The 24,484-nt window shown below is 34.0% G+C and carries 30 protein-coding genes; 19 read left to right on the top strand and 11 right to left on the bottom strand.

Features of this window, described 5'->3' with window-relative positions; genetic code table 11:
• The first annotated feature begins 129 nt into the window (after positions 1-129).
• From ACJJVN_RS01465 to ACJJVN_RS01450, 4 genes are all read left to right on the top strand, one after another.
• Positions 130-930 carry an MBL fold metallo-hydrolase gene (locus ACJJVN_RS01465; protein WP_405376913.1) on the top strand — a complete coding sequence of 267 codons (801 nt, stop codon included), beginning with the start codon at positions 130-132 and terminating at the stop codon, positions 928-930.
• A gap of 345 nt (positions 931-1,275) precedes the next feature.
• The gene (locus ACJJVN_RS01460; RefSeq protein WP_405376912.1) at positions 1,276-1,983 is read left to right on the top strand and encodes a DUF547 domain-containing protein; all 708 of its coding nucleotides are present in this window, start codon (positions 1,276-1,278) and stop codon (positions 1,981-1,983) included.
• Between the two features lie 4 nt (positions 1,984-1,987).
• Positions 1,988-2,902, top strand: a complete 915-nt coding sequence (locus ACJJVN_RS01455; protein WP_104516712.1) for a transporter — start codon at positions 1,988-1,990, stop codon at positions 2,900-2,902.
• An 11-nt stretch (positions 2,903-2,913) separates the two neighbouring features.
• Complete coding sequence (locus ACJJVN_RS01450; RefSeq protein ID WP_405376911.1) at positions 2,914-4,179, top strand: outer membrane protein assembly factor; 1,266 nt, start codon at positions 2,914-2,916, stop codon at positions 4,177-4,179.
• Positions 4,180-4,232: 53 nt separating this feature from the next.
• Here the strand turns inward: ACJJVN_RS01450 and ACJJVN_RS01445 are convergent, their stop codons facing one another.
• The 7 genes from ACJJVN_RS01445 to ACJJVN_RS01415 all read right to left on the bottom strand — a co-directional run bounded on the left by ACJJVN_RS01445 (position 4,233) and on the right by ACJJVN_RS01415 (position 9,798).
• Positions 4,233-4,637: a DUF2306 domain-containing protein gene (locus tag ACJJVN_RS01445; protein ID WP_405376910.1), complete on the bottom strand. Its 405-nt coding sequence runs from the start codon at positions 4,635-4,637 to the stop codon at positions 4,233-4,235.
• A gap of 172 nt (positions 4,638-4,809) precedes the next feature.
• Positions 4,810-7,029, bottom strand: coding sequence for an NADP-dependent isocitrate dehydrogenase (locus ACJJVN_RS01440; RefSeq protein ID WP_405376909.1), 2,220 nt, complete (start codon positions 7,027-7,029; stop codon positions 4,810-4,812).
• A 385-nt stretch (positions 7,030-7,414) separates the two neighbouring features.
• The gene (gene rplS, locus ACJJVN_RS01435; protein WP_104516642.1) at positions 7,415-7,768 is read right to left on the bottom strand and encodes a 50S ribosomal protein L19; all 354 of its coding nucleotides are present in this window, start codon (positions 7,766-7,768) and stop codon (positions 7,415-7,417) included.
• A gap of 131 nt (positions 7,769-7,899) precedes the next feature.
• Positions 7,900-8,262, bottom strand: coding sequence for a T9SS type A sorting domain-containing protein (locus ACJJVN_RS01430; RefSeq protein ID WP_104516641.1), 363 nt, complete (start codon positions 8,260-8,262; stop codon positions 7,900-7,902).
• A 47-nt stretch (positions 8,263-8,309) separates the two neighbouring features.
• Positions 8,310-8,990 (bottom strand): tRNA (guanosine(37)-N1)-methyltransferase TrmD, encoded by a 681-nt coding sequence (gene trmD / locus ACJJVN_RS01425; RefSeq protein ID WP_405376908.1) that lies wholly within the window; start codon positions 8,988-8,990, stop codon positions 8,310-8,312.
• Positions 8,991-9,116: 126 nt separating this feature from the next.
• Positions 9,117-9,329, bottom strand: coding sequence for a helix-turn-helix transcriptional regulator (locus ACJJVN_RS01420; RefSeq protein ID WP_405376907.1), 213 nt, complete (start codon positions 9,327-9,329; stop codon positions 9,117-9,119).
• A complete protein-coding gene (locus ACJJVN_RS01415) occupies positions 9,319-9,798 on the bottom strand; it encodes a hypothetical protein (RefSeq protein ID WP_405376906.1) in 480 nt (159 codons plus the stop codon). Before ACJJVN_RS01415 ends, ACJJVN_RS01420 begins: the two co-directional genes overlap by 11 nt.
• 213 nt (positions 9,799-10,011) lie before the next feature.
• Here ACJJVN_RS01415 and ACJJVN_RS01410 point away from each other — a divergent pair, with 213 nt between their 5' ends.
• The 11 genes from ACJJVN_RS01410 (at position 10,012) to ACJJVN_RS01360 (ending at position 19,113) form a co-directional block, all read left to right on the top strand.
• Positions 10,012-10,371 carry a BlaI/MecI/CopY family transcriptional regulator gene (locus tag ACJJVN_RS01410; RefSeq protein WP_405376905.1) on the top strand — a complete coding sequence of 120 codons (360 nt, stop codon included), beginning with the start codon at positions 10,012-10,014 and terminating at the stop codon, positions 10,369-10,371.
• A gap of 1 nt (position 10,372) precedes the next feature.
• Entirely contained in the window at positions 10,373-13,189 is a 2,817-nt protein-coding gene (locus ACJJVN_RS01405; protein ID WP_405376904.1) for a M56 family metallopeptidase, read from the top strand.
• 103 nt (positions 13,190-13,292) lie between these two features.
• Complete coding sequence (locus tag ACJJVN_RS01400; RefSeq protein ID WP_104516637.1) at positions 13,293-13,445, top strand: SsrA-binding protein; 153 nt, start codon at positions 13,293-13,295, stop codon at positions 13,443-13,445.
• A complete protein-coding gene (locus ACJJVN_RS01395) occupies positions 13,445-14,281 on the top strand; it encodes an ABC transporter substrate-binding protein (RefSeq protein ID WP_405376903.1) in 837 nt (278 codons plus the stop codon). The genes ACJJVN_RS01400 and ACJJVN_RS01395 overlap by 1 nt, the downstream gene beginning before the upstream one ends.
• 69 nt (positions 14,282-14,350) lie before the next feature.
• Positions 14,351-14,962: a LemA family protein gene (locus tag ACJJVN_RS01390; protein ID WP_104516635.1), complete on the top strand. Its 612-nt coding sequence runs from the start codon at positions 14,351-14,353 to the stop codon at positions 14,960-14,962.
• A 2-nt stretch (positions 14,963-14,964) separates the two neighbouring features.
• On the top strand, positions 14,965-15,402 hold the full coding sequence (locus tag ACJJVN_RS01385) for a TPM domain-containing protein (protein ID WP_104516634.1): 438 nt from the start codon (positions 14,965-14,967) through the stop codon (positions 15,400-15,402).
• Positions 15,402-16,190, top strand: coding sequence for a TPM domain-containing protein (locus ACJJVN_RS01380; protein WP_405371135.1), 789 nt, complete (start codon positions 15,402-15,404; stop codon positions 16,188-16,190). The genes ACJJVN_RS01385 and ACJJVN_RS01380 overlap by 1 nt, the downstream gene beginning before the upstream one ends.
• A 144-nt stretch (positions 16,191-16,334) precedes the next feature.
• A complete protein-coding gene (locus tag ACJJVN_RS01375) occupies positions 16,335-16,514 on the top strand; it encodes a CAL67264 family membrane protein (RefSeq protein WP_104516632.1) in 180 nt (59 codons plus the stop codon).
• A complete protein-coding gene (locus tag ACJJVN_RS01370) occupies positions 16,515-16,934 on the top strand; it encodes a hypothetical protein (RefSeq protein ID WP_104516631.1) in 420 nt (139 codons plus the stop codon). It abuts the gene before it with no gap.
• Positions 16,921-18,612, top strand: coding sequence for an energy-dependent translational throttle protein EttA (gene ettA / locus ACJJVN_RS01365; protein WP_104516630.1), 1,692 nt, complete (start codon positions 16,921-16,923; stop codon positions 18,610-18,612). The genes ACJJVN_RS01370 and ettA overlap by 14 nt, the downstream gene beginning before the upstream one ends.
• Positions 18,613-18,747: 135 nt before the next feature.
• Positions 18,748-19,113 (top strand): hypothetical protein, encoded by a 366-nt coding sequence (locus ACJJVN_RS01360; RefSeq protein WP_405376902.1) that lies wholly within the window; start codon positions 18,748-18,750, stop codon positions 19,111-19,113.
• Between the two features lie 69 nt (positions 19,114-19,182).
• Here the strand turns inward: ACJJVN_RS01360 and ACJJVN_RS01355 are convergent, their stop codons facing one another.
• Both ACJJVN_RS01355 and ACJJVN_RS01350 read right to left on the bottom strand, forming a co-directional pair.
• Positions 19,183-19,983, bottom strand: a complete 801-nt coding sequence (locus tag ACJJVN_RS01355) for a zinc-dependent peptidase (RefSeq protein ID WP_104516628.1) — start codon at positions 19,981-19,983, stop codon at positions 19,183-19,185.
• A 52-nt stretch (positions 19,984-20,035) separates the two neighbouring features.
• A complete protein-coding gene (locus ACJJVN_RS01350; RefSeq protein WP_405376901.1) occupies positions 20,036-20,770 on the bottom strand; it encodes a Bax inhibitor-1 family protein in 735 nt (244 codons plus the stop codon).
• Positions 20,771-20,881: 111 nt separating this feature from the next.
• On the opposite strand from ACJJVN_RS01350, the gene ACJJVN_RS01345 reads away from it, so the two are divergent.
• From ACJJVN_RS01345 to ACJJVN_RS01330, 4 genes are all read left to right on the top strand, one after another.
• A complete protein-coding gene (locus ACJJVN_RS01345; RefSeq protein WP_405376900.1) occupies positions 20,882-21,430 on the top strand; it encodes an RNA polymerase sigma factor in 549 nt (182 codons plus the stop codon).
• Positions 21,431-21,460: 30 nt separating this feature from the next.
• Positions 21,461-21,973 (top strand): hypothetical protein, encoded by a 513-nt coding sequence (locus ACJJVN_RS01340; RefSeq protein WP_405376899.1) that lies wholly within the window; start codon positions 21,461-21,463, stop codon positions 21,971-21,973.
• Entirely contained in the window at positions 21,970-22,440 is a 471-nt protein-coding gene (locus tag ACJJVN_RS01335; RefSeq protein WP_405371141.1) for a hypothetical protein, read from the top strand. The genes ACJJVN_RS01340 and ACJJVN_RS01335 overlap by 4 nt, the downstream gene beginning before the upstream one ends.
• Positions 22,441-22,574: 134 nt before the next feature.
• The gene (locus ACJJVN_RS01330; RefSeq protein WP_405376898.1) at positions 22,575-22,910 is read left to right on the top strand and encodes a hypothetical protein; all 336 of its coding nucleotides are present in this window, start codon (positions 22,575-22,577) and stop codon (positions 22,908-22,910) included.
• Positions 22,911-22,916: 6 nt separating this feature from the next.
• Here ACJJVN_RS01330 and ACJJVN_RS01325 read toward each other — a convergent pair whose 3' ends face one another.
• Positions 22,917-23,540, bottom strand: a complete 624-nt coding sequence (locus ACJJVN_RS01325; protein WP_405376897.1) for a DUF4230 domain-containing protein — start codon at positions 23,538-23,540, stop codon at positions 22,917-22,919.
• On the bottom strand, positions 23,540-24,457 hold the full coding sequence (locus tag ACJJVN_RS01320; RefSeq protein ID WP_405376896.1) for a GSCFA domain-containing protein: 918 nt from the start codon (positions 24,455-24,457) through the stop codon (positions 23,540-23,542). The genes ACJJVN_RS01325 and ACJJVN_RS01320 overlap by 1 nt, the downstream gene beginning before the upstream one ends.
• Positions 24,458-24,484 lie beyond the last annotated feature (27 nt).

The following is a 24,484-nucleotide window of genomic DNA, read 5'->3' as shown; positions in this document are numbered from 1 at the left end:
TTAAGGTTTATAGAATGTGTTTATCTTACTTAATCTTAAAGTGTTAGTTGTTGAATCAATCATTTTAGTTTTTTTTATGTAAAACCAATTGTACTGTTCTTAAATTTGATTTACTTAAAAAAAGAAACGATGAAAAAAGTATGGATCACATTAACAGCTGTTTCTATAATGGCAATCTCTTGTAAAGAAAACAAGGAAGAAACAATTATAGAAGACGCAACTTCTACGATGGAGCAAGTAGATATGAAGGATGCTGTTAAGACTAATGATGTAAAAGTGACACCTATATCACACGCTACATTTGTACTGGACTGGAATGGGCAAATTATTTATATAGACCCAATAGGTGGCGCTGCTGCCTTTGAAGGAATGCCTGCCGCAGACCTTGTTCTAGTAACAGATATTCATGGAGATCATCTCAATGCAGAAACTCTAGCGGCAGTAAGAACTGACGGTACAGAGCTAGTTGTGCCTAGCGCTGTAAATGAAAAGATTAAAGAAGATCAGGTTGCATTTGTACTTAATAATGGTGATACTACTACGGTTAATGAATTAACTATAGAAGCGATACCTATGTATAACCTTACTGAAGGTCGATTAGATAAACATGTTAAAGGTAGAGGTAATGGATATGTGCTAGAGAAAAATGGATACCGTATCTATATATCTGGTGATACAGAAGATATTCCAGAAATGAGAGCTTTGAAAAATATAGACCAAGCCTTTGTATGTATGAATTTACCATACACTATGGACATAGATCAGGCGGCAAATGCTGTTTTAGAATTTCAGCCTAAAGAAGTAGTGCCATATCACTACCGCGGTACAGACGGTTTTCAAGATGTAGAAAAATTTAAACAAATGATTAATGATACCAACAGTGATATAGAGGTAACTCTTCTAAACTGGTATCCTGCAGCTACAGAATAGTTTAGGATTTTTAAGCTTTAAAATAAAAGGGAAATGCTCTAGTGGTGTTTCCCTTTTTTTTATGTCTTAATATGTGGTATTGATAGTGTTGTTCTCGCTTTCGCGAAAGCGTATATCTTAAAATTACATAGTCATAAACCATTAAACGGGAAAAATATAGCATCGTAAAGGCATAATATGTCAAATAGCAACCGGTATATGAAACTATGTTTGCAGTGTAATCTAGCGTTATAAGCAAGGTGGTAACTAACTGTTATAATCTTGTGATAATACTTGAAGTTTAAATGATAACTTAAAGAACGCTAATTATAACAAACAAGTCTAATTTTGATAAAAATTAAAAACATGAAAAACCAATTATATAGTTTCTTAATAATACTGCTCATAGCAAGTACGGGAACCGCACAGAATTTAAGTTCTTTTCACAATAAACTAGATTCCTTTTTAGGGAAACATGTAAAAAGTGGTAAAGTAGATTATAGCGCTATACATGCTGATAGAAGTGAATTAGATCAATTAGTTTCTTTATCTCAGGAGATAAGAGTTAAGACATCTAGTGCGAGTGATTTTCAAGCATTCTGGATTAATGCTTATAATCTACATGTAATAAAAGGTCTGGTAGATAATTATCCTATTTCTTCACCACTAGATAAGTCTGGTTTTTTTGATAAGACAAAGTACTCCATCGCTGGTGAGAACATTACTTTAAATGATATTGAGAATAAGATGCTGCGTGCAAAATTTAAGGATGCAAGATTTCATTTTGTATTAGTTTGTGGCGCTGTAGGTTGTCCACCTTTAATATCTAAGGCTTATTTGCCGGCTACATTAAATGCACAATTAGAGCAACAGACTAAGCTTGCAATTAATAACGATAAATTTATAAAGCCAGGTAAGAAAGTAGCAGTATCTCAAATATTTGAATGGTACAAGGCAGACTTTGAGCAAGATGGCAAAACTATAGATTTTATAAATAAGTATAGAAAAGAGCCTTTTGCCGCTAAAACAAAAATCACATATTACCCATATAACTGGAAAATCAATAAAAAATAAAACCATGAAAATTCAAACAACCAACTTATGGCTGCTTGCAGCATTTGTAATTTCTTTATGTGTAAATGTACAGGCACAAGAGAGTAGTGAAGAAGAAGGGTCTGTAATACAGACACTAACACCATCAAAGTTGATAGGTAAAGGACAATATGATATAAAGTGGTTCAATAACCTTTATACTCAGACAGAAAGTACCTTCAGTGATGGGAGAGAAGCAAGACAGACATTTTTTACTTCTACTCTAGAGGCATATACCGGAGTAGGTAATAATAAGAAATGGAATGTAGGTGTAATTCTAGAATTGCGTAGTAATGTAATAAGAGATAAATGGCCGTTAGAAACTTTACGTTTTCAGAATATAGAAGGTGAGCGAGCATCTGGTCTTACTGCATTTGCACCTTCTGTAAAATTCGTTCCTTTTGAATCTATAAATAATTTTTCTATTCAGAGTTCTGTGTTTATACCGCTCGTTAAAGATGAGGTAAAGGATGGTGTTTTTCTAGCTCAGAAAAGTTTCCGTATTCAGAATAGATTTTTCTACGATTACACTTTCCCAAGTAAAGACTGGCAAATATTTGCTGAGTTGAATTCTGAATTCAGCTTAGGTAAAGATGCAGAGTTTAATAGCGATGGTGTACAAGTAGATGGTAGTTTTGCAAATAACAGTTTAAACTTAACACCAGGTATATTCTTGAGTTATTTCCCGTCTTCTAAATTTACTATTCTAGCACTAGCACAACACTCGCAACGTATCGATTTAGGAAATAATTTTGAACAGGATTTTACGGCATTAGGTGGTGGTCTTAAATATCAATTAACTAAAGAGCTTAATGTAGAGACACTTTATACTAACTTTGTAAGAGGTAATAATACAGGACTAGGAGAGACTTTTAATTTAGGTTTGCGACTTGTACTTTAAAAATAGAAACATTGTTTCATAAAGAATTTAAGACATTTATCACTCTAGCGATGCTAGTGGTAAGTGTCTTTTCTTATAGCCAGACTATCCAAGAAATAGTAATACAGGATAATAAAAAGACTAAAACACCTTATATAAAATCTATCATTAATTTAAAGATAGGACAGCAACTAGATAGCACACTATTAGAAAATGATATTATAAGATTAAAACGTGAAGCTGGGATTGCACATGCTTATTATCAAGTGCATAAAGTAGATAGTGATTATAAAATAGTTTACGGTGTACAAGAGAATTTTACCATTATCCCATATTTTAATTTTTATACCACAGATGAAGATGAGGTAGCTTACCGATTAGGTGTTACCGAGTTCAATACATTTGGTAAAGGTGTAGCCGTAGGTATTTTTTATCAAAAAGATATCTTTGATTCTTATGGTCTTAATGTAAGAGCACCTTATTTAATTAATAAAAATTGGGGATTATCCTTTATGGCACAATCGCTCACAACTGAAGAGCCTGTTTTTTTTAATAATCAGGTAGCGCAGTATAAATATAATAATGTCTCTTTTACCGCTGGTGTTTTACATCAGTTAAGTTTAAATCATCGTGCCGAAATAGCGTTGAGCACCTTTACTGAGAAATACAATTATTTAAGTGGTGCCACATCTACTGCGGTCCCACAAAACTTAGAGGTAAGTAAATTTTTGGCTAAGTTAATTTATGAATACAATGGTGTAAATAGTTACTACCAGTATCATGAAGGATTTAAGAGTCTCTTTAATTTACAATATGTAGATAGTTCTGATAGTGCGTTGCCTAGTTTTACTATATGGAGAAATGATTTCACCTATTTTCATAGAATAGGAGAGCGTGGTAACTGGGCAAATCGTTTAAGAGTAGGTTTTTCTACTAATGACGATTCTCCTTTTGCGCCATTTGCGGTAGATAATAATTTGAATATACGCGGTGTCGGTAATACCATCGATAGAGGTACGGCGGCAATTGTTTTAAATACAGAATACCGTCATTCTTTTATAGATAAGGACTGGTTTGTACTGCAAGGAAATGCCTTTGTAGATGCTGGGACGTGGAGAAATCCAGGAGGAGAATTAACCGATTTTGGTGAGTCTCAAAACATAAGAGTATATCCAGGTATAGGTTTGCGTTTTATTCATAAACGTATCTTCAATACTATTTTTAGAATAGATTATGGTGTAGGAGTCACGCCTGACGCTACGCAGGGTTTTGTCTTTGGGATAGGGCAGTATTTTTAATAGGATAATGATGTTTATTCTGCTTTCGCGAAAGCGAGTTCTATAAAATCATACTACCCAAAAAAGACTTCGTACATAAAACGACCAGGTATGAATGTAAAGCCGCCTGCTATGATTAATGCACCTATGTAAAGAAAAATCATTTTCAATTTATGCTTTTTAACCTGTCCTTTTCTAATTGCGATGTAGGCAGTAGGAACCGACCATAGAGTAAGAAGGCTGAATAAGTGAATGTAACCAAAGTGGTTTAAGAATTGCGGTCCTACCATGGCAGGCATAAAAAGAGAAACTATCGCGGTTACCATCATAGAGATCATGTAATACTTACCTAAATTTCTGTGCCAGATAGTCCCTTTACTGAAGAGTAGAAGGTATGCGCCTATAAATACACATGGGATTACCGTGATTAAATGTATGTACATTAAAGTGTAATATAACGTGGTGTAGTGGTTTTCCATGTTGGTAGATTTTTTATCAAATATAAATGTATGGAGTAGCTTTGATATTTAATAATTACCTGACTTGTATAAATAGATTACTGAATTGTCATATCGAGAGATAAAAAAAATCCTCAAGCAAAGCTTGAGGATTTTTAAAACTGATAATTAAAAAGCTTTTATACTTTTATAATTAGTCTATGATAGCATTTAATGTAGCACTAGGTCTCATTGCAGCTTCTTCTTTTTCTGAATTAGGTAAGTAATAACCACCTATGTCCATAGGTTTTCCTTGTACAGCGATTAACTCACTTGTAATCGTTTCTTCATTCTCTACAAGTTTATTTGCAAGAGGAGAGAATTGTGCAGCAAGTTCTTCATCTAGATCTTGGTCTGCTAGTTCTTGTGCCCAGTAAGTTGCAAGGTAATAATGAGAACCTCTATTATCTAGCTCGTTTACTTTACGAGATGGAGATTTTCTATTAGTTAAGAATTTTTCAGTGGCTCTATCTAGTGCGTCAGCAATAATTTGTGCTTTTTCATTTTTATTAGAAATAGCAAGGTGTTCTAAAGAAACCGCTAGTGCAAGAAACTCTCCTAGAGAATCCCAACGTAAGTGATTTTCTTGTTCAAACTGCTGTACGTGCTTAGGAGCACTACCACCAGCACCAGTTTCAAAAAGACCACCACCATTCATTAATGGTACGATAGAAAGCATTTTTGCACTAGTACCTACTTCTAGAATAGGGAATAAATCTGTATTATAATCTCTTAATACATTACCAGTTACAGAGATTGTGTTTTCACCATCTTTCATTCTTCTTAAAGTACGCTCTGTTGCTTTAATAGGAGATGCGATAGTTATGTCTAGTCCTTCTGTATCGTGATCTTTAAGATAAAGATTTACTTTTTTAATGATTTCAGCATCGTGAGCTCTATTTTCATCTAACCAGAAAATAGCAGGGTCATTAGTCGCGCGAGCTCTAGAAACAGCTAGCTTTACCCAGTCTTGTATAGGTGCGTCCTTAGTCTGGCATGCTCTCCATATATCTCCAGCCTCTACATCGTGCTCTAGGTATACAGTACCATCTGCGTCTACTACTTGTACTTTACCACCGTAACCTATTTCAAACGTCTTATCATGAGAACCGTATTCTTCAGCTTTTTGAGCCATAAGCCCTACGTTAGGTACTGTTCCCATAGTTACAGGGTCAAATGCACCGTTCTTTTTACAAAATTCGATAGTTGCGTCATAAATACCAGCATAAGAGCTATCTGGGATAACGGCTTTAGTATCTTGAGACTTACCTTCTTTATTCCACATCTGACCAGAGTTTCTAATCATTGCTGGCATAGAAGCATCAATAATTACATCACTAGGTACGTGTAGGTTAGTAATACCATGGTCACTATTTACCATAGCAAGAGATGGTCTGTGTTCTAATACTTTACGTATTTCGTCTTGAATCTCTTCTCTTTCTAATTCAGGTAATTCATGAAGTTTACTTAATAGATCACCAAATCCATTATTTACGTCAACTCCTAATTTATTGAATACTGTAGCATATTTTTCAAACAACGGCTTGAAGAATACTTTTACTGCGTGACCAAAGATGATAGGGTCAGAGACCTTCATCATAGTTGCTTTCATGTGTAGAGAGAAAAGTACATCTTTCTCTAAAGAGTCATCTATTTGTTCTTCTAGAAATTCTATTAAAGCATCTTTACTCATAAAGGTACCATCTAGAATCTCGCCTTCTAATAATTCAAGGCCTTCTTTAAGTACGTGAGTTCTGTTTGCTTTATCTACCAGTTGTATATTTACAGTAGTAGCTTTGCTAGTTGTAAAACTTTTTTCATTGTGTGCAAAATCCCCTGCTGTCATAGTAGAAACATGAGATTTAGAATCACTACTCCAGGCACCCATAGAGTGTGGATTATTTCTTGCGTATTGCTTCACTGGCTTAGGAGCGCGACGGTCAGAGTTTCCTTCACGTAATACTGGATTTACCGCACTACCTTTTATTTTATCATAACGAGACTTAGCATCTTTCTCCTCGTCAGTTTGTGGATCTTCAGGATAGTTAGGAATATCATATCCTTTTGCCTGTAATTCTTCTATTGCGTCGTTAAGTTGAGGTACCGATGCAGATATGTTAGGCAATTTGATAACATTAGCATCAGGTTGCTTAACTAGGTCACCTAATTCTGCTAGAGCGTTATCGTGTTTTTGATCTTCCTTTAATCTTTCTGGGAAAACAGCAAGTATTCTACCAGCAAGTGAGATATCTCTAGTCTCAATATCAATTCCTGCAGGAGCGATAAATTTTTTAATGATAGGTAAGAAAGAAGCAGTTGCTAGTGCTGGTGCTTCATCTGTTTTTGTATATATGATCTTAGGTTGATCTGCCATGTTGTATAGGGTTAAGGTTAAAAATTAATGTAGCATATTCAATCGTTTGCGATGTAAATATGCGGTACACAAATATAAGGTTTTGACTAGGTTTTTAAAACAGATTTAGCTTATCCTTAGCATAGTAAACTGGATTGCGAAATTGATAAATTAAATACCTTTATTTTATTAATTTGAAAATAAGAGCGGTTTAATTCTATATATATTATCGATGTGTGATTATATAGGTTTTTTACCGTGAGAATAAATTAAATAGATGGTTTGTTTTAGAGTATAACAGCATCATGCCACAGTTAAAATTGGCGATAAGATTTCTATATTTAAATTTAGAGCACAAAAAAAGCTGCCCGATGTGGACAGCTTTTTAATATATGTGGTAGAAAGATTACTTTCTGCGCGCTTCTTTGATACGTGCTTTCTTTCCAGTAAGTTCTCTGAAGTAGAAGATACGCTTTCTACGTACAGCTCCATACTTGTTCACTTCGATTTTCTGAATAGCTGGTAAGTTTAATGGGAAGATACGCTCTACACCTATGTTACCAGACATTTTTCTAATTGTAAAAGTTTTTGTAGCTCCAGTACCTCTTAATTGAAGAACAACTCCACGGAAGAACTGAGTACGACTTTTTTCACCTTCTTTAATCTCATAGTATACAGTGATAGTATCTCCAGCTGAGAATTTAGGTAAATCTTTTTTTTCTACGAATTCGTCTTGTACGAATTTTATTAACTTTTCCATGTAAATAGGAATTAATTAGATTGAGTAATGAATAACATGCACGATTATCGTCAGAGGTTAATTTTTACGAGCTGCAAAAATACAAACTTGTTATAAACTGACAAATAAAAACAAGAGTTTTTAAATATCAATTATCGTATGATCAGCTTTTTCACAAAGTTAGAAGAAGAAGTACTCACTCTTAAGAAGTATATACCAGCAGTAAGCTTAGATACATCAAAGGTTTGTACATCGCTGTTTACACCTCTTTTTGCATTATACACTTGTTTACCTAAGGAGTTAATTATAGTAAGAGTAATGTCGTTACTATGAGCACTAGTAAAAGTTATTTTTAAATAGCCATCCTTTACAGGATTAGTAAGAACGGTTAATTTTTCTTTTTCCTTATCTGTTTTCACAGTAATAGTAGAGTCATTACTGTCTTTTTGCAAAGTAGCAGTGCTCTGTGATAACGTAAAAACGCTTAATAAAATAAAGAGTAAAATTCTATTCATAATAATATTGTATCGTAAAGTTAAAACTTTTTAACCGATTTTTGATACTAATCCTCATTTAAAAGGTCAGGTCTTCGTTCACGTGTTCTTTCAAAGGCTTTTTCTTCTCTCCATTCTTCTATCGCTTTTAAATGACCGCTTAATAAAATATCCGGCACTTTATGTCCTTTATAATCGGCAGGACGCGTGTAAACCGGTGGAGCAAGTAAACCATCTTGAAAACTATCGGTTAATGCACTAGTCTCATCACTAATCACGCCAGGAATTAATCTTATCAGCGCATCGCACAAAACTGCTGCACCTAACTCGCCACCAGATAGTACATAATCACCTATAGAAATCTCTCTGGTAATATAAAGATCTCTCACACGTTGATCGATTCCTTTATAATGACCACAAATAATCATGATGTTCTCTTTAAGGGATAAATGGTTTGCCATTCTTTGATTAAGAGTCACACCATCTGGTGTCATATAGATAATCTCATCATACTCACGACCTTCTTTAAGCTCATGTATTAATTTATCCAGTGGCTCAATCATCATTACCATACCAGCGCCACCACCATATTGATAGTCGTCTACTTGATTGTATTTATTAAGTCCGTATTTTCTTAAATCATGCATGTGCACTTCTACTAGACCTTTTTCTATACCACGTTTTAAAATGGATGCTTCAAAGGGACTTCTTATTAATTCTGGTAATACGGTTATAATGTCTATGCGCACGATACTTGATTTTAATGCAAAGTTACATTAAATGATAAGTGATTAATGATTAATGATTAATTAATAATCATTAACGTAAAGTAACTTTTGTTCAAAACTTAAATCAATATATAATCTTAATCAATATTAATTTTTACTCCAATCACTTTCTTCAATTTCAAAAATTTCTAAAACATTGACTTGAAAAACAGCTGCCATTTTTAAAGCTAGCAAAGTAGAAGGAATGTATTTTCCTTTTTCTATAGTATTAATAGTCTGACGGCTTACCTGAATTTTATCAGCTAATTCTTGCTGTGTGAGATCTTGCATAGCACGTAATACTTTGAGTTTATTCTTCATTACTTGCTGATTTAAGTTGATGTTTTTTCCATTCAAATCTTATAATAAAAATTAATAATAAGGTAAAAACATTAAATACAATCATTGCGATCATGTCTAAATCAGCGAGTAGAAATAAAGATATTATCAATAAGGTATAGTTAAAATAAACAGCCCATATCAATGAGTTTTTTCTGATATCACTTATCAATTCATCTTCTATACGTTCTTTAGAAAACCCAAAAACAAGTCCACCTATTATTACTAACATGATGATTAGATGAATAGTGATGTTAGTGTCTACCGTAGTAAAAAATTCTCGATCTCCAAAAATAGGGTTTGAACTAATAACAGGCATCGTGACATCAAAGAAAGATAGCTCTATATCGTACTGCATTATAAATGCTAGAATAAATAATGTAAAACTAGATATAAACAATACCATACCGAGTAATTTAAATTTGTTTGGAAATAAATATGTTTTCTTCATGATTAAATTATTTAAGTCCAAAAGTAATGTAAAGTTGATTAAAAGTAAAATAAACTTTACATAAAGTAGTACAAGATTTACATGTTTTATGTTTTAACAACAATAATTAACTATGCGATTAGTTTAATAACTAAATAAATAGTTTGATAACTATAATAATAGTTATATGTTTGTTTCATCAATAAAAGTAGTTTCAAAGTAAATCATATAGAAATGGAAAAATTAACGCAAAAAGAAGAAGAGGTAATGCAGGCGCTTTGGCATCTAGAAAAAGCCTTTGTAAAAGAAATAGTACCTCATTTAAAAGGGACTAACCATTACAATACTGTTTCTACTATCGTGCGCAAGCTAGAAGAGAAGAAGTATGTGGGTTATGAGGCATTCGGTAAAACACATCGTTATTTTCCAGTGGTAAAAAAAGATGACTATCGCAACAAGTTTGTAAATAATGCCATGACCAGTTATTTTAATAACTCTTATAAAAACATGGTTTCCTTTTTTGCCAAAGAAGAGAAAATAAGCGCGACAGAGTTGAGAGAGATTTTAGAAATGATAGAATCTAAAGAAAAATAAGATGGAAACAGCTATAGAATATCTTTTAAAAAGCGCCGGAGTACTTAGCATATTTGTACTTGTTTATCATTTCTTACTACGCAGGCTCACATTTTTTAACGCAAACAGATGGTTTTTACTGGCAGGTATAGCAGCAAGTATATTGTTTCCGCTAGTAGAAATTACCCAAACCGTTTATGTAGAGCAACCAGAACAAGTGGTCTATTTGCCCCAACAACTAGCAACACCTATGGCATCTGTTTTACAGCAGTCTATGGTAGAAGAAACTGCAGTAGCCTTTGACTATGCCCTGCTATTCTTCTATCTATACATTGCTATTTCTATATTTTTTATAGGTAAAATGATAGTAGAATTAAGTTCGCTGCGCAGCTTAATAAGCTCTGGTGATAAAAAGAGATCTGGTAAGTTTGTTATAGTTACGCTTTCGCGAAAGCTGACACCTTTCAGTTTCTTTAACTATATATGTTACTCTACGTCAGACCAGCAATCGCCAGAACTAGATTTAATTCTAGAACACGAGAAAGTCCATGCTAGAGAATGGCATTCTATAGATTTAATAGCGTCGCATCTTTTTAAAGCCCTATTCTGGATCAATCCACTAGTGTGGTTGTTAAAGAGGCAGATAGGTGAGAACTTAGAATTTATTGCCGACTCAAAAGCCAAAGTTAAAAACACTACAGGAATAAGCTACGAGCGCACTTTATTAAGTGCTGCTGCAAGTCATATGCAACCAGCACTGGCTAATAATTTTTTCACACCATTTATCAAAAAACGAATTGTTATGTTACAAAAAGAAGCGTCTGCCAACTGGAATGCCTATAAATATGCACTCATCTTACCAGTTATAGTTTTATTCTTATACAGCTTTAATGTCGTAGAAGAAATAGAGTATGTTAAAAATGAAAATGCTCTACAAATGGATTCTGTCACAAATAATAATGATGAATCCTCTATTATTGATACAATTGAAAATGCAACAACTACTTCAGAAGAAGAGGTAGGAATAGCACAAGAACTGTGGAGTGAAGATCCTATTTTAGATTTTGACCACACCATAAATTTCTCAATAGAACCTACTTCTACAAAAGAATATCTTGATGAAAAGAAGACTTATTTAAAGAAAGAATACAATGTAGATTTTAATTACAGTAAGTTAAAAATCAAAAGAGGGGAAATAGTAAGAATCAAGATTTCGCTAGATGACAATAACGGTTACAAAGGTTCTCAGGAATACAGTGCTACAAGTGGTATAAAATCAATTTGTGTGAAAGGAGTAATTAAGGGAGATTCTAAGTCGTGGAGTATGGGAGACTGTAAAGGTGTTGCAAATAAAAACTCTTATTCTACCATTACCTCATCTTACACGTATACATCAGATTCTGATTCTTTAGTGAAAAGTGGTGACAGCTTAATAACAATAGCACAAATGGAAGAGCTGATTGCTCGAGAAGAAGCAAGGAATGCAGTTATTTTTTCAATGATGGAATCTACTAATGGCAAAAATATAGATAGCTTGTTAAACATTGATTCATTTCAATTTGATGATGTAGATTCTCTTAAAAATAAGATACAGGCAAGATTGAAAAACGTTCAGCTAGACTCTTTAAATGTTATCTATTTTGATTATCCAAAAACTGTGCACACGAGTAAGAACGGTGTTTCTACTACTATAACAAAAAACGTCAGTATTGAAAAGTTAGATCTAGGTGAAAATTCAGCTTTAATGATAGTTAATGGAAAAGAGACCAATGCAGAAATTGCAAATCTTATCGACCCTAAGCTTATTGAGAGTGTTTCTGTTCTTAAAAATAAAGAAGCTACTTCTCTTTATGGTGAGAAAGCAACAAATGGTGTCGTTCTTATTACCACTAAAAATACTGATATGGATAATCGTCAAGCCTTGATAATGTCCAAAAAACAAGAAATGCTTCAGAGACGTGAAGAAATGAAAGCCGACTACAGCGCTCGTAGAGATTCCTTAATAAATAAAAGGACAGAAGTTAAAGAAGGAAGAAGGTTACAATACCAACAAAGAAGAGATTCTTTAATTAATAAAAGGACAGAAATCAAAGAAGCGAGACGTGCAGAGATGGAAGAGAAGCGAGCAGAAATGAAGAAGAGTACGGTTAAATATAGTAGTGATGTTCAGTATCAATCTTCAAGTAATGATGTAAATAAACCAGAAGGTTCAAGTTATGCTTATATAAACGGTCAAGTTCATTATTATCGAGTAAAAGGAAAAAGTACCGAAATTTATAATCGTTGGGGAATTAAAATATTTTCTATAGATGGTGTAATGAATGGGGAAAATGATATTTCTGATTCAATAACTTTAGAAAATAAAGAGTTAAATGTAGAAGTGCACAACGCGTTCATCACCTTATATGATAACGAGGGTAATTTTTACAATGGTAAAGCAGAGGTGATAAAAGAACCTGTTTTTATGCAAGAAACGCCTAAAGAGGTATTGAATGCTTTAAGACCAGAAACAGGATATTCTTATCAAGTTGGAGTTGTTAAGAACTCTGTTCAAGGAGATTTTCCACAGACAGATACTGATAACGCTGCTGTAAAAACATTTTACCTTACCGATGTTTCTGAAAAGAAATTTGATAGCCTTAAAAAAGATCTAGAAGATGCTGGGCATACTTTTAAACTAAAAACACATCGCATGAAAAACGATCGCTTAGTGAAATTAAAGTTTGATATCGATGGTTCTCAATATGCATATCAATCTACTGCTGGCTATAAAGAATTAAAAATTGTCTTTAAAGAAGGATCAGACTCGCCATCTATAAGCATGGTGCCGTTTAAGTAATTAAAACTTCATTTGGATTACCTGTAAAACCCATTCTAGCCTTTAGAATGGGTTTTACTATTTAATACTTAAGTAAAGGCTTACAAAACCTTACATTTGATGTATGAAGAAAGATGTGTTCAAAATACTAGCTCGATTAAATAAAGCGGTTTTACCCAGCTTTACAAAAAAGCGATTAGATCTAGCTAAAGCAAGTAAATTGCAAATGGCAATTTTTGGATACAAATTATGGGTAACTAAAAATGCACTAGATTAATGTTTTGTAAAATACCAGATCAATTAGGTAGAATGATCGAGTTAGATCAGCTACCACAACGTATCATATCACTAGTACCATCTCAGACAGAATTACTTATAGACTTAGGTCTAGCAGACAGGCTGGTAGGTGTGACTCGTTACTGCATACACCCAGCAGGATTAATAGATGAGAAAACCGTAGTAGGTGGAACTAAAAAAATAGTAGAATCTCGCATTATAGAATTACAGCCAGATCTTATTATTTGTAATAGAGAAGAAAATAATCAGAAGATCGTTGAATTTTGTGATCACATAGCACCTACCTATGTTTCTGACATTGACACTCTAGAACAAGCTCTAGAGATGATAGCAGATGTAGGAGAAATAACAGGAACTAAGTTTAAAGCAAAATCCCTGATACGTAATATTTCTAGCGCATTTAAAACATTGCCTAAGCCAGAAGTAAATCATAAAGCTCTTTACCTTATCTGGAAAAAGCCATACATGGCAGTCGGTACAGGTACATTTATTAATGACATGCTAGCAAGAGCAGGTTTTTCTAATGCGGCTCAAGATCTTACCAGATATCCAGAACTTGATATGGAGGCGATGATTAAGTTACAGCCAGATGCTGTTTTCTTATCTTCAGAACCTTATCCATTTACTACAGACGATATTGCTGAGATGAAACTAGCCTTTCTAACAGCACCATCTCAGGACCCTATAAAACCTAACGTTACACCAGATTTTAAGGTGGTAGATGGTGAATTGTTCTCTTGGTACGGTTCTAGACTGTTAAAAACGCCAGAGTATTTACAAAGTTTACAACCTAAAAATACCGACTTAACTATTTAAGAAAAACAGATTTCTAATTTTCATGTAACTTTGATTTTAGTATTAACAAAAGAATTAAAAAATATATAGATGCAAAAAATAGGTGGTGGATTAGGTCTAGCTGGAATAATACTAGGATTAATAGTTATTTATGGTATTTACTGGTACAATAGTGCAGTAAGTTTAAGTGAAGGTGTAGGCGGCGCATGGGCAAATGTAGAGAGTAGTTATCAACGTCGTAACGACTTAATTCCTAACATTGTTTCTACAGCTAAGAAATATGCAGAGTTTGAGCAGGAAACTTTAATAGGTGTTATAGAAGCAAGAGCCAAAGCTACTCAAGTAGCTATAGATGTAGATGCAACTAATCTTACTGAAGAAAACCTTGCGGCATTCTCACAGGCGCAGAGTCAGGTAAGTTCTGGTTTAGGAAGATTACTTGCTACTTATGAGAACTATCCAGATTTAAAAGCAAATGAAAATTTCTTTGAATTGATCAATGAATTAGAGCGCACAGAAAACCGCATTAACGTAGAGCGCAATCGCTATAATGGCGCTGTAGGATCTTATAATATTCACATTAAAAAATTCCCTGGTAATTTACTAGCAGGCATTTTTGATTTTAATCCTTCAGGATTCTATCAGGCAGACGCAGGTTCAGAAAAAGCTCCAGATGTAGGTGACTTATTTGGCGACGATTAATCATGTCAGTTAAAGTAGAAGATTTCCTTACAGCATCACAAGAAAAAGCAATAGTAGATGCCATACGTAAAGCAGAGTCGCTAACTAGTGGTGAGATACGTGTGCATCTAGAATCGCACTGTGATGAGCCTATCACTCGCGCACAAGAATTGTTTCATTTATTAAAAATGGATAATACTAAAGAAGAGAATGGGATTCTTTTCTATGTAGCCGTGGATGATAAGAAATTTGCCCTCATAGGTGATAAAGGAATACACGCTAGAGTAGGTGATGACTTCTGGACGTCTGTTAGAGATGTTGTATTGTCTCGCTTTCGCGAAAGCGAATTCCAAAACGGACTTGTTCAAGGAATAGAGCTCGTGGGTGAAAAACTTGCGACCTATTTTCCATGGGATGTAAATGATGTTAATGAATTGCCTGACGAAATATCTGTAAGTTAATGAGGTATTTATTCCAAATCTTAATCGTATTCATAGGATTTTCAAATCTTGCTTTTGGACAATTTACCATTCCAGCAAAGCCAGGTAGCAGTTCACAAACACCATATGTTTATGATGCTGGCCAGGTGCTTACACCTGTTCAAAGAACATCTCTCAATAATAAACTGAAACGCTATGCAGACACCACATCTACTCAACTAGTTTTTGCAACCATAAAATCATCAAATGGTGAAGAGCTAGATCGTTTAGGCGCTAGATGGGGACAAGAATGGGGTATAGGCCAGAAAGGTAAGGATAATGGAATATTGCTCATTCTAGCTATAAATGATAGACAGGTAGATATCAATACAGGTTATGGTATAGAATCTATAATGTCAGATAGAGATGCAGAGCGTATAGTAAATAGAGTTTTAATTCCTAATTTTAAGAATAGCAATTATTACAACGGTTTAAACCTAGGTGCAGACGCTATTTTTGAAACCCTACAAGGCGAGTTTCAAGGTACAGCTGGCAGTGGACAACCATTTCCATGGAGTGTTTTGTTAATATTTGCAGTGTTTTTATTTTTCATTATTATGAATGTTAAAAACAAAGGAAATGACAATAATGGAGGTAGAGGTGGTTCTGGTGGTTCATTACTCGACATTATTATTTTAAGTAATATGGGGCGCGGCGGTTTTGGCGGCGGTAGCTTCGGTGGTGGCTCTTCAGGTGGCTTTGGCGGTGGTGGTTTTGGCGGCTTCGGCGGCGGTGGTTTTGGTGGCGGTGGCGCTGGTGGTAGCTGGTAAATTTATTTTACATCTACATTTCTAATAAAACCTCAAAACAAGTTCAACGTATTTCTGTCTATCGGCATAAACTACCGTTTAACGATTGCTTAAAAGGCCTAAAGCTTTAGTTTACTGTGTATATTTGCAAACTAATTTTGAACTATGGCATTGAACAAGAATGGGGTATTAGGTTGGGCTACGTTAGTCATGATAATTATAGGAATAGGTTTAATAGCATTAGGCGCATACCGTTATACAGATGTAGGATTTGGATTTGCAGCAATAGGACTAGGTTTCTTTGCAATAGCCTGGGTTTTTAATGCACTTAAAGGTAGAGTGTAAGTGAGAGAAGTTATTCATTTTAAAGATTTAAACACCTTGCGTCATAAAGTTATATTAGGGCTAGCCTTTATAATGCTTATTTGCGCTGCGGTATTCTTCTTTAATGACTTAAGAATGTACAGTTCTATAACAGCACTTATAGCAGTAACTTTATTTTACTTTCTTAATTTTGATGGTTTTACCACACGCAATTCTGTTTCTTACAGTCTTAAATCGATTACGGTAAAATTAATAGGTAGAAAAACTTTTGGTTTTACCTTTAAAGAATTAGAACAACTGGATCTTTCTGAAAAAGGTCTTTATATTAAATCTAAAGGGATGGATGCGGTTACGCTTTCGCGAAAGCGATATCAAGACAATTCCTTAACCCAATTACATAAAATATTACAAGAAAAAAGCACATCAAATGAGCGACGATAAACAAGTAATTTTTTCCATGTCAGGTCTTTCAAAGACCTATCAAAGTACTGGAAAACAAGTTTTAAAAAATATTCACCTTAGTTTTTTCTATGGTGCAAAAATAGGTATTCTAGGACTGAACGGTTCTGGTAAATCTACACTGATGAAGATTATCGCTGGGATAGAAAAGAACTATCAAGGTGATATTAATTTCTTGCCAGGTTATAATGTAGGTTATCTAGAACAAGAACCACAATTAGACGAGACTAAAACCGTAATGGAAATAGTACGTGAAGGTGTGGCAGAGACTGTTGCTGTACTAGATGAGTATAATAAAATCAACGACGACTTCGGTCTAGAAGAGGTTTATACTGATGCAGATAAAATGGAGAAATTGATGAATCGTCAGGCTGTTCTTCAAGATAAAATAGATGCATTAAACGCATGGGAACTAGATACTAAACTAGAAATAGCCATGGATGCATTGCGTACTCCACCTGGAGATGCAGAAATTAAAAACCTGTCTGGTGGTGAACGACGTCGTGTAGCACTTTGTAGATTATTATTACAACAACCAGAAATTCTATTACTGGATGAGCCTACTAACCACCTTGATGCAGAATCTGTATTATGGTTAGAACAACACCTTGCTCAATATAAAGGAACTGTAATTGCGGTAACTCACGATAGATATTTCTTAGATAACGTAGCAGGATGGATTCTAGAACTGGACCGTGGAGAAGGTATTCCATGGAAAGGGAATTATTCTAGCTGGTTAGAGCAAAAAGGAGACCGTCTTGCAAAAGAAGAAAAGTCAGAGTCTAAAAGACAAAAAACTCTTAAACGAGAACTGGACTGGGTACGTCAGGGAGCTAAAGGTCGCCAGACGAAACAAAAAGCACGTCTAAGTAATTATGATAAGCTTTTAAATGAAGATCAAAAAGTTAAAGAAGAAAAGCTAGAGATCTATATTCCTAATGGACCACGTTTAGGTACAAATGTTATTGAGGCAAATGGAGTGAGTAAAGCCTTTGGCGATAAATTGCTTTATGAAGACTTGAACTTTGTATTACCACAAAATGGTATAGTAGGTATTATAGGACCTAACGGTGCTGGTAAAACGACCATTTTCAAAATGATCATGGATCAAGAACAACCAGACAAAGGATCTTTTACGGTAGGAGAAACAGTACAACTGGCTTATGTAGATCAATCGCACTCTAATATAGATGCAAATAAATCTATTTGGGAAAACTTTTCTGATGGTCAAGACATGATCATGATGGGTGGTAAAATGGTTAATTCTAGAGCATATTTAAGTCGTTTTAATTTCTCAGGTAGTGAGCAAAACAAAAAGGTAGCAACGCTTTCTGGTGGAGAGCGCAACCGTTTACATCTAGCCATGACGCTTAAAGAAGAAGGAAATGTTTTACTTCTTGATGAGCCTACAAACGATCTAGATGTAAACACTTTGAGAGCACTAGAAGAAGGTCTTGATAACTTTGCTGGTTGTGCAGTAATTATATCGCATGATAGATGGTTCTTAGATAGAGTTTGTACGCATATCATTGCATTTGAAGGAGATTCTCAAATCTATTCTTTTGAAGGTAGTTTTACAGAATATGAAGAGAATAAGAAAAAACGTTTAGGTGATCACGCTCCTAAGAGAATACGTTATAAGAAATTAACTAGAGACTAGTTCTTTTCTTAGTTGTTATATAACTACCCCAAAGGTTTTTAAAACCTTTGGGGTTTTTTAATGAGACTATTTGGCATTAATATTAAATTAGGTTCTCTATTAATAAGTTAGATTTACTCCTTAATAGTTTAAATAATGGTTGATAAGTATACCGACATTTCAGTACAGATAGAACATTATGCAAAAGAAATTTCTGAAAAGAGAATGGATTTTTCAAAATTGCGCAATACACTAAAAGAACAAGGCACAGATCAAAAAGATATAGCACACATAGTTAAAAGAGTGGATAAAAGAGCTATACGTCTAGATCAATTAAAAGGCCTGCATAGTAGAGGTAAAGCATTATTTTATGGAGGTATAGTGGCTGTTGTTCTAGGTTTATTATTACCAGTTATATCTCTTTTTTTAAGTAAGGGTTTAAGTACATGGTTGATAAGCACACCTATTATAGCAGGTCTAGGAGCTATCTTTTTAGGACGTAATGATATGCGACGTTATTAGGTGATCTTTTATAAATAGAGTAAGTCTACTCGGTCGATTTTTTTACAATCTTAATATTTTAAATGCCTATTAAGAAATAATCCATTCTTCTTCATAAAGAAGTGCCTTAGTTAGATGACTATACATTAATGGAAATTGTTCTTTAAAATCTTTATTAGATTCAAAGTAGTACTCTATAAGAACAGCCATGAATTCGTACTGATTTGTAAAAGCATAATCCCTAAAAAACTTTGTGTTGTCTAGTTTGCTGCGCACTGCCGGCTTCATGAGTTCTCTAAGAATATTGCGTGTAAATTTTTTGAAACGTAAAGCATCTATCTCACTACTGCGCTCACTTTCTATATGAAGTACGTGTGTAAATTCATGCAGGCCTAAGTGCAGGTTATCATTTACGATATCCATTCCTTCTTTAAAATCGGGCCATGAAAAAGCAAGAACTTTTGCTATAGGATTGTATTCACCTTTATGGTATTCTTGTGTAGCAGGACTTTTAAACGGTTCTGGAAAAAGTAATAAAGTATTTAACCTGGGAAAAAGGTAATTGCGCCTACCGAAGGTTAAACGACATGCAACACAAGCTATTAAAACCACTTGTTCATCAGTTACCGTGTCTTGATACCTGTGTTTAAAATCTTTCTGTTTTATAAAGGTGGCCACCCTATGTTCAAATTGCTTTTTATATTTTTCAGAGAGATGGATGTAAAAAGGATATGTTTCTAGGACTCGCTTTCGCGAAAGCGGTAACCGTGCATTGCTCCATAACTGTCTGTACCATATAAAGTCGCGCTTTCTTTGAAGAACACGTAGACTTAAATGAATTATTACTAGAACTAGCCCTATTATCATACCAGCTATGACGTAGGGTCCCATCCATAATGTTTCACTATTAGGATTTGCTTGAAGCGATATGAGATTTAAGAAATTAATCGCGAGACATAAAAATTCTTAAGATGTACCAAAAAAGTAACATCAAAGAAGAGAATAAACCTAAGGCTGCACCTACGTACTGATCTGTGTGGTATTTATGTACCAGATTAGATGTCTGGTAAAGTATTGAACCAGCAGCAAGAAGTACCATAGCACCGCTAAAGAAAAGTCCTAAATCAAATCCGAAAATCATTCCTGCGATAATTAATCCTATTGCGATAATAAAACCTACAGATAAAATACTTTTAAGGAAAGAAAAATCCTTTTTAGTAATTAAAACTACCGCACTTAATGCTGCAAATAAAGATAATGTGAGTATCGCCGCTTGACTAATAAGGTGAGAGTCTGATGTGCCAGACAAAGCTTCTTGATATTTTAGAGCCATCGCAATAAGCGGTAGGAATATAACAGCCTCTGCAACTACAAATAATAACAGGCCTAGATACTGTTGCGTACGGTCATGTGATTTATGCGCCATCTTTTCTGCATAAGAGGTAGCCATCATAAATGCACCTAATACTAGCAACCATGTCCAGCCTTGTGTTAGACTAAACATAAAATTAACTAGGGGTTCTATGCGCAATAAAATTGCTTCTATAATCACAAATAGTAATGTAGCGATAGCAACATGTCCATAGGTCTTCTTATAAAAAATTGCTCTTGCCTCGTCATTCACTATAGATAGTGGCTGGAAAGAGGTGTCGTAATGTGGTGTGTGGTCTTGATTCATAGTTATATTAAAACGTGAAGATAATTATTATGTTTTATCCTAATGTTAATGAATGATTTAAATTATTTTTATAGTTGTTAAACCTTTACACTTTGCGCGAGTCTTAGATATATGAGTAAAACACCAGACCAAGAAATAATTTCTTTGATCCTTAATGAGGCTACGGCTAATAAAGGGTTCAGACTGCTGGTATCTCAATATCAAGAACAGTTATACTGGCAGGTTAGGAAAATAGTAATAGTCCATGATGACGCTGACGATGTGTTGCAAAATGTGTTTATTAAAATCTTTAAAGGAGTAAAAAACTTTAAAGGTGATAGTAAATTATCTACATGGATGTTTAGGATAGCCTATAATGAAAGCATGACTTTTTTAACTAAGAAAGGAAAGACTTTACAAATATCTTCTCAAGAACTGCAAGATCATTTAACTGAAAAACTAGAGGCAGATGTTTATTTTACAAGTGATGAGATAGAGCTAGCTCTTAAAAAAGCACTTGCACAATTACCAGATAGACAGCGAGAGGTATTTAACTATAGGTATTATGACGATCTTAAATTTAAAGATATTGCGACGATACTGGATTTAAGTGAAGGTGCTGTGAAAAGTACGTACCACATAGCAGCAAAGAAAGTGGAACAATTTATTAAAGTGAATTAAACTAATTGACTTAAACACAGTCATAAGGATATGAAAAACAATAATCAACATACACAAGCAGGGTTTAAAGTGCCAGAAGGTTACTTTGATTCACTTACAGATCGTGTGTTAGAAAACACACAAAAAGACGAGATCGTAGAACACGCTGGTTTTAGTGTTCCTAAAGATTATTTTTCTACTCTAGAAGATCGTATTTTAAAAGAAGTACAAGAAGATAAGGAGGTAAAAGTAGTTACTTTAAAAACTTCAAAAAATAATACATGGGTGTATCCATTGTTAGCAATGGCAGCTATATTTATAGGTTTTGTAACTATTAATGGTCTGTTTTCTACAGACGAGGTTACTTTTGCAGACCTTAATGATCAAGAGTTGAGAGATTACATAGTAGACGTTAATTTTTTACAAGATGAAGAGTCTGTAGAGATATTATATGCAGATAATAGCATACTTAACGATACTGAAATAGAACAAGAATTTACAGATAACGAGTTGTTAGACTACCTTATGGAAGACGCAACATTAGATCAAATTATAAGAGAATGAAAAATTTAATAATAGTATTCGTACTGCTTTTTTCCTTTGTGGTAAAAGCACAAGGCCCAGAAGGAGGTCGTGATAATCACAGCAATAAAGAAATGCATGATAAGATTAAGAGTCTTGCCATAGCACACATTAATAAGGAGTTAAATCTATCTTCTGAAGAAGCAGAAAAATTCTGGCCTTTATATAATGAGGTAAAAGATGAACGCTCTCGTCTAGAAAAAGTAAAGAAAAATCTTATCAAAAAACTAGAAGGAGAATTTGATACCATGACAGAGAAGCAAGCAGTTGCTTATGTGGATGAGATGGTTCAATTAGATCAAAAAATAGGTGCTACTAATTTAGATTACAAGCACAATGAAATAATACAAGTAATAGGCGCAAAGCGATTTCTTAAATTAAAAAAGGCCGAATTAGATTTCAGGCGTAAAATGATTAGAGAATACAAAGAGCGCAGACGTAATAAATAATTTGGTTTGGTTAGTTTAGAAAATCCCTTTCTGTTAATTCAGAAAGGGATTTTCGCTTTTGGGACCTATTTTATGCAATTCTAATTTTGATAAAAAATAACAACTCTTTATTTTTAACGCATAAAACTATACCTATGAAAAGAGTTCTTATCATTCTTTGTATTGCATTATTTGCTAGTTGCAACACAACACCATCAGATTCTCAAACTGATACACAAGATCCTATAAAAAGCAGTGAAACGTATAAGTTATATGTACAGGCATACAACAATTATGCAGCGTGTAAACAAGAACGCCCGCAGTTAACTACAGACTTTATGGATAAGAAAATTACTCAAGAAGAGTTTTCTACCGCATTAGAGAGCAATGGTAAGTTGTGTAATATTAAAAAAGAGATCTATAATAAATATTACCAGTTACTAGAAGCAGAATTTGATAAAGCTGCAGAGGCTTATGAGATCAAAGAATAATACGATCTAGAATAAGATAGTATTCATTTCTTTTGTGCTGTTAATCTCTGTGTCATTGTAGACCATTTTCCAGCCCATAGAACTGCTCAATATATAAATATTGCTCAATTCAGTTAATAATCTGTTTTGAGCATTTTTTATAACTTCATCATCTAGAATATCTTCTTTAAGTTGAGTCTCTATCTGTCTGTTTATCTTATTGATATCCTTAGCTTCAAATTTATTTAAGATACCGTCATCCATTTTAAAATAATCTAAATGGGGATTAACCTTAATTTCTGGTTGAGGTATGTAAGTAATAAAAATAGTTTTTGATTCAGGATCTAGTTCATGTTTTAACTGCTTAAGGTCATATGATATCTGAGCCTCGGCATTTGAAATTATTATCGCGCTTTTTTGACTTCTAAAAAAGTCCCAACCATAGGATTTTGTACCTTCATAGGTAAATACCTTAGCATATTTCATTTCTGTGACCACCAGTTTACTCGTGTTGTTAATTTCCTTTTGTATCAGTGCCGTTTGCGCTAGTAATAACTCACGATCTTCATTTCTATCTAGCAATCTAGAGCCCAAATAAAATATAGCAACTGCTATTAAACCACTTATAATGTATTTAAATATGTCTTTCATTATAATTTTATATCAGGATATTGCGCACTTATTTTAGCATGCATCTGTTGCATTTGCAGTTGATGTGCCTCTGTATCTGTAGCACGATGTTGAGATAGTTTTCTATATTTCTCTACCGCTTTTTGTTGTGTTAGGGTGTTGTTATTAAGTCCGCTTTCGCGAAAGCGAGACCATATAAAATCCACACCTATTTCATTAAGATGTATCATATCACGAGCATAGAATCTATAATCTCTCAACTCGTCCATCGCAATTTCATAAGCAGGGAAATAAGTGGCGTTATTTAAATCTACTTGAGTCTGTATCGCGTCGTGTAATCTCGATTTACTACGTGTGTTTTCTATAAAACCGTCTTTAATATGACGCACCGGCGATAGGGTATAGGTGATGTTTATTTTTGGATTCACCTCTGTTATCCATTGATAAATATACGTTAGATCCTTATTTATGGTTTCTGTATCGAGCAGTTCTTTAGTAAATAACTGTTGCGGTTGCTTATGACAGTTGGCAACTATTATATCCTTTTCTATATGACGATAGACCCATGCAGTACCCAGAGTTATAAATAGATGAGAAGCTTGTTTTAAATCTGTTTCCAGTTTTTTTAAAGCGGTGTTTAATTGATTTAATAGTAGGTTTTGATCTTTATTATTAAGATCAGAATGCGCTAGATAAGAATAATCACCTTCTATATCTTCTCGTGTAAACGGATTATGGTGAATAGCTCGTTCTGTTAAAACTCTTAAACTAGTGGAATTAAAAATAATCCCAAAAGGATTTATACTCGTATCAAAGCCATAATAGGATAGCTTAGAACCTATGTTCTCGGTAAAACAGCTACCTAATAGAACCACTTTAGAGTTGTAATCTATAGGGTTGGATAGTTTTAAAATAGGAACAGGTGTGCTAAGTTTCATGGGGTATTAAGATCAATTCATTCAAAG

The organism is Nonlabens sp. Asnod3-A02, from assembly GCF_045063755.1.
Classification (GTDB): domain Bacteria; phylum Bacteroidota; class Bacteroidia; order Flavobacteriales; family Flavobacteriaceae; genus Nonlabens; species Nonlabens xylanidelens.
This window is presented reverse-complemented; position numbering and strand designations above follow the sequence as displayed.